The 14,201-nt window shown below is 48.6% G+C and carries 14 protein-coding genes; 8 read left to right on the plus strand and 6 right to left on the minus strand.

The genetic code is table 11. The features are described from left to right. Window positions 1-26: 26 nt before the first annotated feature. The 3 genes from DQN52_RS00470 (at window position 27) to DQN52_RS00480 (ending at window position 3,422) form a co-directional block, all read left to right on the plus strand. Window positions 27-1,307: a valine--pyruvate transaminase gene (locus DQN52_RS00470; protein WP_003787257.1), complete on the plus strand. Its 1,281-nt coding sequence runs from the start codon at window positions 27-29 to the stop codon at window positions 1,305-1,307. Between the two features lie 96 nt (window positions 1,308-1,403). Beyond that, a complete protein-coding gene (gene ccoG, locus DQN52_RS00475) occupies window positions 1,404-2,831 on the plus strand; it encodes a cytochrome c oxidase accessory protein CcoG (protein WP_003787256.1) in 1,428 nt (475 codons plus the stop codon). Between the two features lie 3 nt (window positions 2,832-2,834). After that, window positions 2,835-3,422 carry a FixH family protein gene (locus DQN52_RS00480; RefSeq protein ID WP_003787254.1) on the plus strand — a complete coding sequence of 196 codons (588 nt, stop codon included), beginning with the start codon at window positions 2,835-2,837 and terminating at the stop codon, window positions 3,420-3,422. A gap of 82 nt (window positions 3,423-3,504) precedes the next feature. Here the strand turns inward: DQN52_RS00480 and DQN52_RS00485 are convergent, their stop codons facing one another. From DQN52_RS00485 to argF, 3 genes are all read right to left on the minus strand, one after another. Then, window positions 3,505-3,978 carry a hemerythrin domain-containing protein gene (locus tag DQN52_RS00485; protein WP_003787249.1) on the minus strand — a complete coding sequence of 158 codons (474 nt, stop codon included), beginning with the start codon at window positions 3,976-3,978 and terminating at the stop codon, window positions 3,505-3,507. Between the two features lie 113 nt (window positions 3,979-4,091). Further along, complete coding sequence (gene xerD / locus DQN52_RS00490; RefSeq protein WP_003787248.1) at window positions 4,092-4,976, minus strand: site-specific tyrosine recombinase XerD; 885 nt, start codon at window positions 4,974-4,976, stop codon at window positions 4,092-4,094. 175 nt (window positions 4,977-5,151) lie between these two features. Beyond that, window positions 5,152-6,159, minus strand: a complete 1,008-nt coding sequence (argF, locus tag DQN52_RS00495; RefSeq protein WP_003787246.1) for an ornithine carbamoyltransferase — start codon at window positions 6,157-6,159, stop codon at window positions 5,152-5,154. Window positions 6,160-6,379: 220 nt separating this feature from the next. Here argF and DQN52_RS00500 point away from each other — a divergent pair, with 220 nt between their 5' ends. The 5 genes from DQN52_RS00500 to DQN52_RS00520 all read left to right on the plus strand — a co-directional run bounded on the left by DQN52_RS00500 (window position 6,380) and on the right by DQN52_RS00520 (window position 10,668). Beyond that, the gene (locus DQN52_RS00500; protein WP_003787245.1) at window positions 6,380-7,261 is read left to right on the plus strand and encodes a patatin-like phospholipase family protein; all 882 of its coding nucleotides are present in this window, start codon (window positions 6,380-6,382) and stop codon (window positions 7,259-7,261) included. 62 nt (window positions 7,262-7,323) lie between these two features. Beyond that, window positions 7,324-8,289, plus strand: coding sequence for a PhoH family protein (locus tag DQN52_RS00505; RefSeq protein ID WP_003787243.1), 966 nt, complete (start codon window positions 7,324-7,326; stop codon window positions 8,287-8,289). A gap of 222 nt (window positions 8,290-8,511) precedes the next feature. Continuing rightward, entirely contained in the window at window positions 8,512-8,685 is a 174-nt protein-coding gene (locus DQN52_RS11540) for a DUF2238 domain-containing protein (protein ID WP_003787242.1), read from the plus strand. A 24-nt stretch (window positions 8,686-8,709) separates the two neighbouring features. Then, window positions 8,710-9,039, plus strand: a complete 330-nt coding sequence (locus DQN52_RS00515; RefSeq protein ID WP_003787239.1) for a YnfA family protein — start codon at window positions 8,710-8,712, stop codon at window positions 9,037-9,039. 156 nt (window positions 9,040-9,195) lie between these two features. Beyond that, window positions 9,196-10,668: a S41 family peptidase gene (locus tag DQN52_RS00520; RefSeq protein WP_003787236.1), complete on the plus strand. Its 1,473-nt coding sequence runs from the start codon at window positions 9,196-9,198 to the stop codon at window positions 10,666-10,668. A 180-nt stretch (window positions 10,669-10,848) separates the two neighbouring features. On the opposite strand, the gene DQN52_RS00525 is transcribed toward DQN52_RS00520, so the two are convergent. From DQN52_RS00525 to atpD, 3 genes are all read right to left on the minus strand, one after another. Then, the gene (locus DQN52_RS00525; RefSeq protein WP_032827759.1) at window positions 10,849-12,219 is read right to left on the minus strand and encodes a DEAD/DEAH box helicase; all 1,371 of its coding nucleotides are present in this window, start codon (window positions 12,217-12,219) and stop codon (window positions 10,849-10,851) included. Window positions 12,220-12,332: 113 nt separating this feature from the next. After that, a complete protein-coding gene (locus DQN52_RS00530; protein WP_003787230.1) occupies window positions 12,333-12,755 on the minus strand; it encodes a F0F1 ATP synthase subunit epsilon in 423 nt (140 codons plus the stop codon). 10 nt (window positions 12,756-12,765) lie between these two features. Next, window positions 12,766-14,163 (minus strand): F0F1 ATP synthase subunit beta, encoded by a 1,398-nt coding sequence (atpD, locus tag DQN52_RS00535; protein WP_003787228.1) that lies wholly within the window; start codon window positions 14,161-14,163, stop codon window positions 12,766-12,768. Between the last annotated feature and the right edge of the window lie 38 nt (window positions 14,164-14,201).

The following is a 14,201-nucleotide window of genomic DNA, read 5'->3' on the forward strand; positions in this document are numbered from 1 at the left end:
CAATCTCTATCGCACAGGAAAAAATCATGCAATTTTCACAATTTGGACAAAAATTCACGCAAAAAACGGGCATTTTGCAGCTCATGGACGACTTGGGCAACGCACTCAACAGCGATAAACCGATGAATATGCTCGGCGGTGGCAACCCTGCGCGTTTGGACGAAGTGAACGCGGCGTATGAACGTATGTTGCACCACATCGCTACATCTGGCGTAGGCATAGAAAGCGCGGGCAATTATTCCACGCCACAAGGCGATGCGAAGTTGATTGGCGTGCTGGTTCATTTCTTTCGCGAAACATACGGCTGGGACATTTCTGCCGACAACATCGCGCTAACCAACGGTTCGCAAAACGCTTTTTTCTATTTATTTAACTTGTTTGGCGGACGATTTGACGATGGCGACAAATCCATTTTGTTGCCGCTCGCGCCTGAATACATTGGCTATGCCGATGCTCATGTGCAGGGCAAACATTTTGTTGCCGTGCCGCCGCAAATCCAAAATGTGCAACACAATGGCAAAGACGGTTTTTTTAAATATCGTGTGGACTTTGACGCGCTGGAAAATCTGCCGCATTGGCAAAATCAACAAATTGGTGCGATTTGCTGTTCGCGCCCAACCAACCCGACTGGCAATGTGCTAACCGATGACGAAATGGCGCGGTTGGACGCTTTGGCGCAAAAACACGGTATTCCCTTGATTATTGATAATGCGTATGGCATGCCGTTTCCGAATATTATTCACACGCCAGCCACGCTAAATTGGCACGACAACATTATTTTGTGTTTTAGTCTGTCTAAAATTGGTTTGCCTGGGGTGCGGACGGGGATTGTGGTGGCTGCGCCCAAAGTGGTACAGGCGATTAGCAGTTTGAATGCGATTATTAACCTTGCGCCCACGCGATTGGGTGCAGCTTTGGTTGCGCCGTTAATCCGCAATGGCGATTTGAGCTATTTGGCGCAAAATGTGATTAAGCCGTTTTATCAAAAACAAGCGGAGCTGGCGGTGTCGGCTTTGCAAGAACAGTTGCGCGGTTATCCACTCAAAATTCATCAGCCAGAAGGCGCGATTTTCTTGTGGCTGTGGTTTGAAAACTTGCCGATTACATCGCAAGAATTGTATGAAAAATTGAAACAGCGCGGCACGTTGATTATTCCGAGCGAGCATTTTTTTGTGGGCATAGACACGGCAAACTTCCGCCACGCACACGAGTGTATTCGCATGAATATTGCCCAAGACGATGCAACTTTGTTGGCTGGCATTGCGGATATTGCAGCGGTGGTGCGCGACGTGTATGACGCGATGTAAAGCAAATGGGTAAAAAGCAGCCTGCACAATCAATAAATAAGGCGTATAATTCCGTCCCGTTCGAATTTAAATCAATAAAAACAAGGAACACAAACCATGTCCACCGAATCCCCCAAAAAACCGCCCGTAAAAGAACAAACCATACAGCTTTATCAAGGCGCAAAACGCATTCACCCCAAACTTGCCAAAGGTCGCTTTGCCAACATTCGTATTTTTATGATTGTGGCAACGCAGCTATTTTTTTATGGCATGCCGTGGATTAGCTGGGACGGTCGTCAAGCCGTTTGGTTTGATATTTTAGGGCGACATTTCTATATTTTCAGCTTGGTGTTTGAGCCAGCCGATTTGCTGTATTTGACTGGTTTGCTGATTGTGTCGGCGTTTGGTTTGTTTTGGTGGACAACGGTGGCAGGGCGTTTGTGGTGCGGCTATTCTTGCCCACAAACCGTGTACACCGAAATCATGTTGTGGATTGACCACTTGGTGGAAGGCGACCGCAACAAGCGTTTGAAATTGGACAAAGAGCCATGGAACGCCAGAAAAATCCGCATTAAAGCGATTAAATACACGCTGATTTTTGTCGTCGCCGCGTGGACAGGCATCACATTTGCAGGCTGGTTTACGCCAATCCGCGATTTTGTGCCAGCCATTTTCAACGGCACAGCAGGCAGCGTTGCCTTGGGAACAGCCGCGTTCTATGGCATGGTAACGTGGTTGTTTGGACACATTATGCGCGAACAAGTTTGCTTGCACATGTGTCCGTATGCCCGCTTCCAAAGCGCGATGTTTGACCACGACACGCTGGTGATTTCGTATGACGAAGAACGCGGCGAACCACGCGGTGCGCGTAAGAAAAATGCCGAACATAACGACATGGGCGATTGCATTAACTGTACCGCCTGTGTACAAGTTTGCCCAACAGGCATTGATATTCGCAATGGCTTGCAATACCAATGTATTGGCTGTGCAGCCTGCATTGACGCTTGCGATGAAATCATGGACAAAATGGGCTATCCACGCGGTTTGATTCGCTACACCACCGAAGCCGTGTTAAAACACGAATACACCGATGCCGACATCAAAAAACATTTGTTGCGCCCCAAAGTGGTGGGTTATGGCGGTATGCTGCTTGCCGCGATTATCGCCTTGTTGGTTGGCATTGCCACGCGCCAAACCATGCAAATTGACGTGATTAAAGACCGCGGCGTGATGGTGCGCGAAAACAAAGAAGGCATGCTGGAGAATGCCTACAATTTAAGCATTAGCAACGCCAGCGACAAGCCGCAAATCGTTACAGCCGATGTAACAGGTTTCAAAGACATTCGCCTAACAGGTTTGCCCGAAAATGGCGTGCTTGTGCCAGCAGGACAAATCATCACCGTGCCTGTGCAAGTGGCAACGCAACCCGAATACGCCGACAAAGGCAGCCACCCAATCGTGTTCACATTCCACTATCGCACCGAAGGGCAGCCTGCAACCGAAGCACGTGATATTGAAGAACAATCTATCTTTATTGGAGAATAAAACATGGCGCAACCCACGCCCGAAGAACAACGCAACCAGCAGCCTTGGTACAAACAAAAAGTCTTTTGGCTGCTGATGAGCGGCCCGATTATTGTCGTGATTGCCGCGTTCATCACGCTCAAAATCGCCAGCGATAATATTGCCGATTTAGTGAGCGACGATTATTACAAAGACGGCAAACACATCAACCTGCAACTGGAACGCGATGTAGAAGCCGCCAAACGTGGCATAGTCGCACAAGTGCTGTTCAATGCCGATGGCACAGCGGCAAAAGTGTTTGTGTCGGGCGATTTCAAGCGCGAAGCACCGCTTAAATTAACGCTGTTGCACCCAGCGCGCAAAGATGCCGACCACGTTGCACCGCTCAAAGCAGCAAGCAGCCTGCAATCGGGCGACAAAAGCGAATATTTAGCGACTTTTGCCGCGTTGCCCAAAACCGTTCACTGGTATGTGCGCGTGGAAGACGAAGCAGGCACATGGCGCGTAGAAGAAAAATGGCTGCCCAGCCAAGGCGGCGCAGTGGAATTGAAAGCCAAAGACAGTGTGTTGGTGCAGGCTGCCGTAGCAAGTGCCGCAAGTGGAGCGCATTGAATTTAGGTATAACAAAAAAGTGCAGGCTGCTTTTCGTGTTTCAGAAAAAGCAGCCTGCACTTTGTTTATCTATCCAACAAACTTATTCAGCCAATGCGCGGGGGAATAAAATATGGTTTTCCAACTGAATATGCTGTTGCAAATCATCAACCAATTCGCGCAATTCGGCATACAAACGCTGCCAGCTACCACACGCTTGTGCTGGCGGAGTCAGGTTATCGGTCAGGCTCAACACTTGCTCAATGGTTGCAGAATGGTCATCGTGTTCCATCATCATCACGCGAACAGGCATGGCGGCATTGCGTCCCATGCCCTGCTTAATCATAGGGAATAGCACGCGCTCTTCTTTTTGCATGTGCATTTGCAATTCATCACCCAAATGTTGTACCACAGGCACGAGTTCGGCTGGGAACGTGTCGGCATGAACGCTGCTCACTTTGTCCAGCAAAGGCAAAATGCGTTCAATTTGAGCGCGGTGCGTATCGTGAAAACGCGATAAAACATGGTCAACAGTAGCGTGTAAAGGCGCGGTTTTCCATACGGTTTGGTCAGTCATTTTTGTGTTCCTTTTAGGTTAATTTTAGATTTGCAAGCCAAGCAGCCTGCACTTTTTATAAGTTACACATTATACGAAACTTTAAAACTGTGTAGTTTGTTTTAACACAATTTTTATGACCTTGGGTGATGCGTATCCACCACCTGCTTCAATCGCACATTGGCAACGTGGGTATAAATTTCCGTTGTCGTTAAATTGGCGTGTCCGAGCAGCAGTTGTACCACGCGCAAATCCGCACCGTGATTGACCAAATGCGTGGCAAAGGCATGGCGCAAACCGTGCGGTGACAAGCCAACTATGCCGACTTGTTGCGCGTATTTATTGACCGCCATCCATGCCAGTTGGCGCGTAATGCCATTGCATTTTTGCGACACGAACACGACATCGCAGTTTGCCCCTTTGAGCAGCGTATCTCTGGCTTCGTGCAGATAGCGTTCCAGCCAAAAAATCGCTTCTTCGCCCAATGGCACAATGCGCTGTTTGTCGCCCTTGCCAATGATGCTGACCATGCCTTGCAGCAATTTGAGTTCGTGCAAGCGCAAACCAATAGCTTCGCTCACGCGCAAACCTGTGGCGTACATCAATTCCAGCAGGGCTTTATCGCGCAAACCGTGTGGCGTGTCCACATTGGGCGCGGCAAGCAGCGCGTCTATTTGCGCTTCGGTGATGAGCTGTGGCAAGGTGCGCGGCAATTTGGCGGTTTTTAAATCGCGGCACGGATTGTCGGCGCGTTTGCCTTGTTCTATCAACCAAGCATACAGTCGCTTGGCTGCCGACAAGCAACGCGATTGGGTGCGCGGGCTTTCGTCTGCCAAATAAATCGCACTGGCTAATTGCAGGCTGCTTGCGTGCAGAAAATCGGTGTTTTCTTGCTGCAACCGAGTTGCCAGTTTGTTTAAATCACGGCGATAGGCTTGCAAGGTGTTGTCTGCCAAACGCTCTTGCAGCCACAAATGGTCTAGCAGGGATTCTATGATTTCGGTGTTGGTTGGATTCATGTTCAATAGTGTTTTGGGATTATAGTGATTTAAATTTAGATTAGGACACGGCGGCCGTTGTCGCCTTGTCCTAATCTAAATTTAAACCACTATAAAAAGCAGCCTGCATTTTCTATAAACAAAATGTGCAGGCTGATTTTTCATTTAAATGGATACGATTGGGCAACCAAGTAATTTAAATCTCCACATTCCCCAAAGTCGCCACCATCACCGCTTTAATCGTGTGCATACGGTTTTCCGCTTGGTCAAACACAATGCTTGCCGCGCTTTCAAACACGTCTTCGGTAACTTCCACGCCGTCCATGCCAAAGGTTTGGTAAATCCACTCCCCCACTTTGGTGTCGCGGTTGTGGAACGATGGCAAGCAGTGCATAAACTTCGCATTTGGATTGCCAGTCGCGTTCATTAAATTGGCATTCACTTGGAATGGTTTGAGTAAATCAATGCGTTCGCGCCATGCGGCTTCGGGTTCGCCCATGCTAACCCAAATGTCGGTGTGAACAAAATCCGCGCCCTGCACCGCTTGTTGTGGATTGTCGGTAATCGTGATTTTTGCGCCTGTTTTTTGCGCGATTTGCCGTATTTTTGCCACCAATTCGGGTGCAGGCTGCAACGATGTGGGCGCGGCAATGCGAACGTCCATACCCATTAACGCGCCTGCAATCAACAAAGAATTGCCCATATTGAATCGCGCATCGCCCAAATAAGCATAGCTGATTTCGTTCAACGGCTTATCGCTGTGTTCGCGCATGGTCAGCAAATCGGCAAGCATTTGCGTGGGGTGAAATTCGTCTGTTAAACCGTTGTACACAGGCACACCTGAATATTGCGCCAATTCTTCCACCACCAATTGCGAAAAACCGCGGTATTCAATCGCGTCATACATACGCCCCAACACGCGAGCGGTGTCTTTTACGCTTTCTTTGTGTCCGATTTGGCTGCCGCTGGGTTCAAGATAGGTAACATGTGCGCCTTGGTCTCGCGCTGCCACTTCAAACGCACAACGGGTTCGCGTGCTGGTTTTTTCAAAAATCAGCGCGATTTGTTTGCCTTTCATGTGTTGGACTTCGTTGCCGCTTTTTTTATCGGCTTTCAGTTTGGCGGCTAAATCCAGCAAAGCCGTGATTTCAGCAGGCGTAAAGTCCAGCAATTTCAAAAACGAGCGTGAAGTTAAATTCGGCATGGTGTTGTCCTTGTTGAAGCATCAAAATCATTGGTAAACAAAATTAAGACTCACATCATAGCATAGCTTTTTATAGTGAATTAGATTCAAAGGAGAACAAGGCGACAACGCCCGCCGTGTACAACCAGTACATAAGGGCGTTGGCAACGCAGTACTCATTTGAAGATAATTCGCTATGGAGTAAAATGCAGGCTGCTTTTTTACCTAGAAAGAATTTCCTATGCGTTTTACTCGCCGCGTTTTCTTATTATCCGCCGCTATTTTGCTGACTTCGTGTTCAGTCATTCAATCCCAATCCACCGCATCACAAAACACTAACCAACCGCGCTTGGTAGTCGGCTTGGCATTGGGCGGAGGCGCGTCCAAAGGTTTTGCCCACATTGGCGTACTCAAAGTATTGCGCGAAAACAATATCCCTGTTCATGTTGTAACAGGCACAAGTGCAGGCGCATTGGTGGGCAGTTTATACGCTTCGGGCATGCAGCCTGCACGTTTACAAACCGAAGCATCGCTGCTGGAAAAAGGCGATATTGTGGATTTAACGCTTTCAACTCGTGGCTTTATTCGTGGCGAGAAATTGCAAAACTGGGTCAATGACAAGGTAGGCAATCGCACCCTAGAAAAATTGCCGATTAAATTTGCCGCCGTTGCCACCGAATTTGGCACAGGCAAAATGGTGGTGTTCAATCGTGGCAACACAGGGCAAGCGGTTCGCGCCAGTGCCAGCATTCCCAACGTGTTCCAGCCTGTTGAAATTGGCGGCAAGCAATATGTGGACGGCGGACTGTCCGCACCCGTTCCTGTAAGCGCAGCCAAACGCATGGGCGCGAATGTGGTGATTGCGGTGGATATTTCCGCCAAGCCAGCGCGACTAGAGCAATCCAGCGGTTTTTTTGCTTATTTAGACCAAAGTTTAAACATTATGAGCATTTCCGCGCTCAATGCCGAACTGGCGCAAGCGAATGTCGTGATTAAACCAGCCGTACAACAACTGGGCGCGGTAGGCGGTTTTGACCAAAAAGCCCAAGCGATTACGTTGGGCGAACAAGCAGCACGAGCAGCATTGCCCAAGATTAAGGCGGAATTGGCGAAGTATCGTTAAACCGATACAAAAGCAGCCTGCACTTTTTTATTTTTAACCCATTTCAATCAAGCAAACAAACCATGACCCACACCGTACACCTACAATTTGAAGACTACAACCCAGTTGCCCTGCAAAGACTTTGCGGCGCATTAGACGACAATTTGCACACACTCGCGCACAGCCTAGACGTACAAATCAGCCGCCGATTTGACCATTTCACGTTTTCAGGCAGCCTAGCCCACGCCGCACGAAACGCGCTTGTTGCGCTGATGGACATCGCCGAACAGCGCGAATTATCCGATGACGACATCAACCTAGCCGCGATTGAAGCCAAAACATCAGACGCGCAACACGTTCAAAAATCAGACGAAAATCACGCCTACTATTTCCACACCAAACGCGGCAGCATTGGCGGACGCACGCCGCGCCAAAACGGTTACATTCGTGCCTTACTCAATCACGATATTGTTTTCGGGCTGGGGCCTGCTGGCACGGGTAAAACCTATTTGGCAGTAGCGGCGGCGGTGGACGCTATGGACAAACATCAAATTGAACGCATTGTATTGGTACGCCCTGCGGTGGAAGCAGGCGAAAAATTGGGTTTTCTACCAGGCGATTTGGCGCAAAAAGTGGACCCGTATTTGCGCCCATTGTATGACGCGCTTTACGATTTAATGGGTTTTGACCGCGTAACCAAATTGATGGAAAAAGGCTTGATTGAGATTGCGCCGCTTGCTTATATGCGTGGACGCACGTTGAACGGTGCGTATGTGATTTTGGACGAAGCGCAAAACACCACGCCCGAACAGATGAAAATGTTTTTAACGCGCATTGGTTTTGGCACAAAAGCTGTGATTACAGGCGATTTGAGCCAAGTGGATTTGCCGCGCCACATCAAATCAGGTTTGCGTGATGCGCGTGAAAAATTGGACGGCGTGGACGGGCTGTATTTTCATGTGTTTACCAGTGAAGATGTGGTTCGCCACCCATTAGTTCAAAAAATTGTGGAAGCGTATGACGCGGCGGAAGTAGACAACGAGAAATAATAATGTGCAGGCTGCTTTTGTATTCAAATAGGAAGAAATCATAATGAAACAAAATATTATTCCCATAGCCTTATCCGCTGTTTTCATTGCCCTAGCGATTTGAGCAGGCGTTGCACCGTCCGACCGTGCAGTGTGGTGGGCAGAAGCCATGCCGTTGTTTATCGTATTTGGCGCATTGGTTTTGACGTTTCGCAAATTTCGTTTTAGCGACACGGCGTATGTATGGCAATACAATACGCGGTGATTGAAGGCGGCAATGCTGGCGTGGAATTTTTGGGTTCGCAAGGCGATATTTGGGACGCGCAAAAAGATATGTTGGTAGATACGTTGAGGGCAATCACTTCTCTGGTGTTTTATGTGTTTATGCGCCCTGATAAGAAATTTCAATCCGCCTAACAAAGCAGCCTGCAACCCAAACTTATGATTAAAACCCTATCCCTATTTATCCTAACCGCACTTGCCGAAATCATCGGCTGCTGGTTGCCCTATTTGTGGTTGCGACAAGGCAAAAGCGCGTGGCTTATTATGCCAGCAGCGGCAAGTTTAGCCGCGTTTACCTATTTGCTTACCTTGCACCCAGCCGCAAGTGGCAGAATTTACGCAGCTTATGGCGGCGTGTACATTTCCATTGCGCTGTTGTGGTTACGTTTTGTCGATGGCATGGCGTTGCGCCCAGGCGATTACATTGGCGCAGCATTGTGTTTTGCTGGTGTAGCCGTTATCGCGTGGGGCAGTGTGCAGGCTGCTTAATCAAACCTGCACATTTTTTTGCACGATTTTAATTCTTGCCTCTTTCAGGATTGACTAAAATCGCCTATCCTTACGCTTTTTGATTTTGCAAACCGTGTTCGCACGACCCAAAAGCAGCCTGCACTTTGCACGCGCATTTACAGAAAGAACAACATCATGAAACCTGTTTGGAAAAAAATTGCTTTATACACCATGGGTGCAATCACAGGCGCAGCTGTGAGCATTGGCGCACAAAGCCTTGCCGCCAATCCCAAAAATCAAAGTAACGACAATCAACTGCCCTTGCAATCTTTGCGCGTGATGGCAGAAGTCTATGGTCAAATCAAAGCCAATTATGTCCACAACGAAACAGACGAAAAAATCCTAGAAGGCGCAGTCAAAGGCATGGTATCAGGACTTGACCCACATTCAGAATACATGGACAAAAAAGGCTACCAAGATATGCGCGAAGGCACGTCGGGCGAATTTGGTGGCTTGGGCATGGAAATTGGGCAAGAAGACGGCTTTGTCAAAGTAGTTGCGCCGATTGAAGACACGCCAGCCGAGCGCGCAGGCGTAAAAAGTGGCGATTTCATCGTCAAAATTGACAACGAATCCACACGCGGTATGAGCGTGAGCGATGCAGTCAAAAAAATGCGCGGCAAACCAGGCACCAGCATCACGCTAACTTTATCGCGCAAAGACGCACCCAAACCGATTGTGGTGAAATTGACTCGCGCCATTATTAAAGTTCGCAGCGTGCGTCATCATTTGCTGGAAAATGGTTACGGCTATATCCGCATCAGCCAATTCCAAGAGCCAACTGTGCCAGCTATGGCAGACGCAATTGCCGCTTTGACCAAAGAAAATGGCAGCACACTCAAAGGCTTAGTGCTGGATTTGCGCGATGACCCAGGTGGCTTGCTCAATGGCGCAGTGGGCGTGTCGGCAGCATTCTTGGCAAACGACAGCGTGGTAGTCAGCACCAAAGGGCGCGACAATCAACAAGCCATGTTGCTCAAAGCTCGCCCCGAAGATTACTTGCTCACTGCTGGCACAGACCCATTGGCAAACTTGCCAGCCGAAATCAAAACCATACCGATGACGGTGTTGATTAACGCAGGTTCGGCATCGGCATCAGAAATCGTGGCAGGCGCATTGCAAGACCACAAACGCGCCGTGATTGTCGGCACACGCAGCTTTGGCAAAGGCTCGGTGCAATCGGTTATTCCCGTATCCAGCGGTGGCGCGGTTAAATTGACCACCGCTTTGTATTACACACCCAAAGACCGCTCTATCCAAGCGACAGGCATCGTGCCAGATGTGGAAGTGTTGGACAAAAACCGCACGTTCGAAAGCCGTGAAGCCGATTTGAACGGACACATTGGCAACCCATTGGGCGCAGACGATGTAAAAGGCGGCGTGGTGCAGGCTGCTTCCGAAGTGGCAAACGCAGACAAAGTGCAGGCTGCTTCTACACCTGCCAGCAACAAAAAAGACGATGATAAAGACGTTTCATCGCGCCGCAAACCCGACCCAAGCAAAGACGAACAATTACGCAAAGCATTGGATTTAATCAAAAATCCAGCTGAGTGGCAAAAATCGTTGGGAGTAGCAGCCAGCAAACCTGCGCCAGCTAAAAAAAACTAAACCCAATTGAAACACAAAAAAAGCAGCCTGCACTTTGAATCAACAAAAAGTGCAGGCTGCTTTTATAGTGAATTCACTTCAAACTAGTACCGCGTTGCCAATGCCCTTATGTACCACGCGTACACGGCGGACATTGTCGCCTTGTCCTAGTTTGAATTGAATCCACTACGATTGTATCGATTAAATCGCACCAAAATTACGTTGCAACAAAGCGCACGTTCGGCGTTCGCGTCCACGACGGCGAACACTGTTGCGCTCTACTTCAACCATTTTTTCTACTTGTCGTTTGGCTTCACGCTGGTTGGCTCTTTTTTCGCCGCGTTCGGTACGTTGCGTACGCGAAGATGGCGCAGAGGGAGACGACATCGACGGCTGTTCATGCAAAGCAGCCTGCACTTGTTCCCAACGCGGTTCAAAGCCTTCAATGCGCGAAACAGGCAATTGAGCACCAATCAACTCTTGAATGGACGCATACATTTTTTGCTCGGTTTCATCCATCATCGAAATCGCCACGCCTTCCGCGCCTGCGCGCCCTGTCCGCCCAATGCGATGCACATAATCTTCCGCCTGAACAGGCAATTCGTAATTAATCACAAAAGGCAATTCGGCAATATCCAAACCACGCGCCGCCACATCGGTTGCCACCAGAACACGCAATTCGCCCGATTTGAACTGGCTCAACACTTCCAAACGCGTTTGTTGCGATTTATCGCCGTGAATGGCATTTGCCGACAAGCCACGGCGCAACAAATCTCGCGCCACTTGCTCGGCAGATTGCTTAGTTTTGCAGAACACAATCACTTGCGGCATATTCAAATCCACAATCAAACGCTCCAACAATTCTTTTTTGCGATGTGCATCTACCGCAATCACGTGTTGTTCCACATTAGCATTGGTCGTGTTTTGTGCTGCCACTTCAATCGTTTCTGGCAGATGCATAAAATCCTGCGCCAATTTGCGGATATCGGGCGCAAACGTCGCTGAAAACAATAAAGTTTGGCGCGATTTGGGCAACAAACGCATAATCTGACGGATTTCATCAACAAAACCCATGTCGAGCATGCGGTCGGCTTCGTCCAGCACCACAATTTCAACTTTGTTCAGATTGATGTTTTTCTGCTTAACGTGGTCGAGCAAGCGTCCAACCGTTGCCACCACAATTTCGCAGCCTGCACGCAAATCCGCCGTTTGCTTATCCATGCTCACACCACCAAACAAAACAGTGTGGCGCAACGGCAAATTTTTAATGTAGCTTTTCGTATTTTGGTCGATTTGATCAGCCAGTTCGCGCGTGGGTGTCAAAACCAACATACGCATGGGGTGCATGGCTGGCGATGTGCTGGCATTGGCATAACGCTTCAAACGCTCCAAACTGGGCAACATAAACGCGGCGGTTTTGCCCGTACCCGTTTGTGCAGCCGCCAATAAATCGTGCCCTGCCAAGGCTTTTGGAATGGCTGCCAACTGAATGGGCGTGGGGGTTTCGTAGCCTTGCTCGGACAATGCCGACACAATTTCTTGCCCCAAGCCCAATTGTGAAAATTGAGTCATATTCCTTCTTTCTTGCATGATATGTAGGATAGGGATTTTAACAGATTCACCCATATATCCACACACAAAAAACCGCTTTCCCATAGTAAGGAAAGCGGTTCAACCAATTATGTTTATTTTTTACGCGAACGCAAATAATCCAATGTTTTCAGCTCTGCAATCGCAGCCGCCAAAGCAGCCTGCGCCTTAGCTTGTGCATTGCCATCTTGCGCTTTTGCCAGATTTTGCTCTGCAACACGTTTTGCTTCTTCAGCACGTGCTTGATCCATTTCTGAACTACGCACTGCCACATCAGCCAAAATGGTAATCGTGTCTGGTCGCACTTCTAGCACGCCGCCAGAAACTGCAACCAATACTTCTTCGGCAGAACCAACCTGAGTCACACGCAATGCACCAGGACGAACCAAGCTCATAATCGGCTCATGGCGAGGGTAAATACCAAGTTCCCCATTTACTGTTGGCACCACGACAAAACTCGCTTCGCCAGAATAAATGTGCTCTTCGTTACTAACCACTTCAACTCGCATGATACTCATGCCGACCTCCTTAGTTTAAGGTTTTCGCTTTCTCAACAGCTTCTTCAATACCGCCTACCATATAGAACGCTTGTTCTGGCAAGTGGTCATATTCGCCGCTCAGAATGGCTTTAAAGCCAGCGATGGTGTCGCGCAATGAAACGTATTTGCCAGGAGAGCCTGTAAATACTTCTGCCACGTGGAATGGTTGAGACAAGAAGCGTTGGATTTTACGCGCACGCATCACGGTCAATTTGTCTTCATCAGACAATTCGTCCATACCCAAAATGGCAATAATATCGCGCAATTCTTTGTATTTTTGCAAAGTTGCTTGAACGCCACGCGCTACGTCATAGTGTTCTTGACCTAATACCATTGGGTCAAGCTGACGAGATGTAGAATCCAATGGGTCTACCGCTGGGTAAATACCCAAAGAAGCAATATCACGGCTCAACACGACTGTTGCGTCCAAGTGAGCAAATGTGGTTGCTGGCGATGGGTCAGTCAAGTCATCGGCGGGAACGTAAACCGCTTGGATAGAAGTAATCGAACCTGTTTGCGTTGAAGTAATACGCTCTTGCAAACGACCCATTTCTTCTGCCAATGTTGGTTGATAACCTACCGCAGAGGGCATACGACCCAGCAATGCCGATACTTCTGTACCTGCCAATGTGTAGCGATAGATGTTGTCCACAAAGAACAATACATCGCGACCTTTGCCATTTTCGTCTTTTTCATCACGGAAGTGTTCTGCCATAGACAAACCAGTCAATGCAACGCGCAAACGGTTGCCAGGAGGTTCATTCATTTGACCATACACCATGGCAACTTTATCCAACACGTTAGAATCTTTCATCTCGTGATAGAAGTCATTACCTTCGCGAGTACGTTCACCCACGCCTGCAAATACAGACAAACCACTGTGCGCTTTGGCAATGTTGTTAATCAACTCCATCATGTTCACAGTTTTGCCCACACCTGCACCACCAAACAAACCTACTTTACCACCTTTTGCAAATGGGCAAAGCAAGTCAATCACTTTGATGCCTGTTTCCAGCAATTCGGTTGCGCTAGACAGTTCATCAAATTTAGGAGCTGGTTGGTGAATAGCACGCGTTTGGTCAGAACCAATTGGACCTGCTTCATCAACAGGATTACCCAATACGTCCATAATACGACCCAATGTTGCTTTACCAACAGGCACTGTAATAGGTGCGCCTGTGTTGTTCACGGCTAAGCCGCGTTTCAAACCATCGGTACTACCCATCGCAATGGTACGCACTACGCCATCGCCCAGTTGTTGTTGCACTTCTAATGTCAAGTCCACATCAACCAGTTTCAACGCATCGTAAACGCGTGGAATAGCATCGCGTGGGAACTCTACGTCCACCACCGCGCCAATAATTTGTACGATTTTGCCTTGGCTCATTATCGTATCCTAACTTTAATTTGGCGAAATGTGCAGGC

It is taken from the genome of Kingella kingae, assembly GCF_900475905.1.
Taxonomy (GTDB): Bacteria; Pseudomonadota; Gammaproteobacteria; order Burkholderiales; family Neisseriaceae; genus Kingella; species Kingella kingae.

Excerpts from the sequence above, each read along its gene's own strand:
- DQN52_RS00470 (WP_003787257.1), top strand. The coding sequence starts at position 27 with ATGCAATTTTCACAATTTGGACAAAAATTCACGCAAAAAACGGGCATT.
- ccoG (WP_003787256.1), top strand. The coding sequence starts at position 1,404 with ATGTCCACCGAATCCCCCAAAAAACCGCCCGTAAAAGAACAAACCATA.
- DQN52_RS00480 (WP_003787254.1), top strand. The coding sequence starts at position 2,835 with ATGGCGCAACCCACGCCCGAAGAACAACGCAACCAGCAGCCTTGGTAC.
- DQN52_RS00485 (WP_003787249.1), bottom strand. The coding sequence starts at position 3,978 with ATGACTGACCAAACCGTATGGAAAACCGCGCCTTTACACGCTACTGTT.
- xerD (WP_003787248.1), bottom strand. The coding sequence starts at position 4,976 with ATGAATCCAACCAACACCGAAATCATAGAATCCCTGCTAGACCATTTG.
- argF (WP_003787246.1), bottom strand. The coding sequence starts at position 6,159 with ATGCCGAATTTAACTTCACGCTCGTTTTTGAAATTGCTGGACTTTACG.
- DQN52_RS00500 (WP_003787245.1), top strand. The coding sequence starts at position 6,380 with ATGCGTTTTACTCGCCGCGTTTTCTTATTATCCGCCGCTATTTTGCTG.
- DQN52_RS00505 (WP_003787243.1), top strand. The coding sequence starts at position 7,324 with ATGACCCACACCGTACACCTACAATTTGAAGACTACAACCCAGTTGCC.
- DQN52_RS11540 (WP_003787242.1), top strand. The coding sequence starts at position 8,512 with ATGGCAATACAATACGCGGTGATTGAAGGCGGCAATGCTGGCGTGGAA.
- DQN52_RS00515 (WP_003787239.1), top strand. The coding sequence starts at position 8,710 with ATGATTAAAACCCTATCCCTATTTATCCTAACCGCACTTGCCGAAATC.
- DQN52_RS00520 (WP_003787236.1), top strand. The coding sequence starts at position 9,196 with ATGAAACCTGTTTGGAAAAAAATTGCTTTATACACCATGGGTGCAATC.
- DQN52_RS00525 (WP_032827759.1), bottom strand. The coding sequence starts at position 12,219 with ATGACTCAATTTTCACAATTGGGCTTGGGGCAAGAAATTGTGTCGGCA.
- DQN52_RS00530 (WP_003787230.1), bottom strand. The coding sequence starts at position 12,755 with ATGAGTATCATGCGAGTTGAAGTGGTTAGTAACGAAGAGCACATTTAT.
- atpD (WP_003787228.1), bottom strand. The coding sequence starts at position 14,163 with ATGAGCCAAGGCAAAATCGTACAAATTATTGGCGCGGTGGTGGACGTA.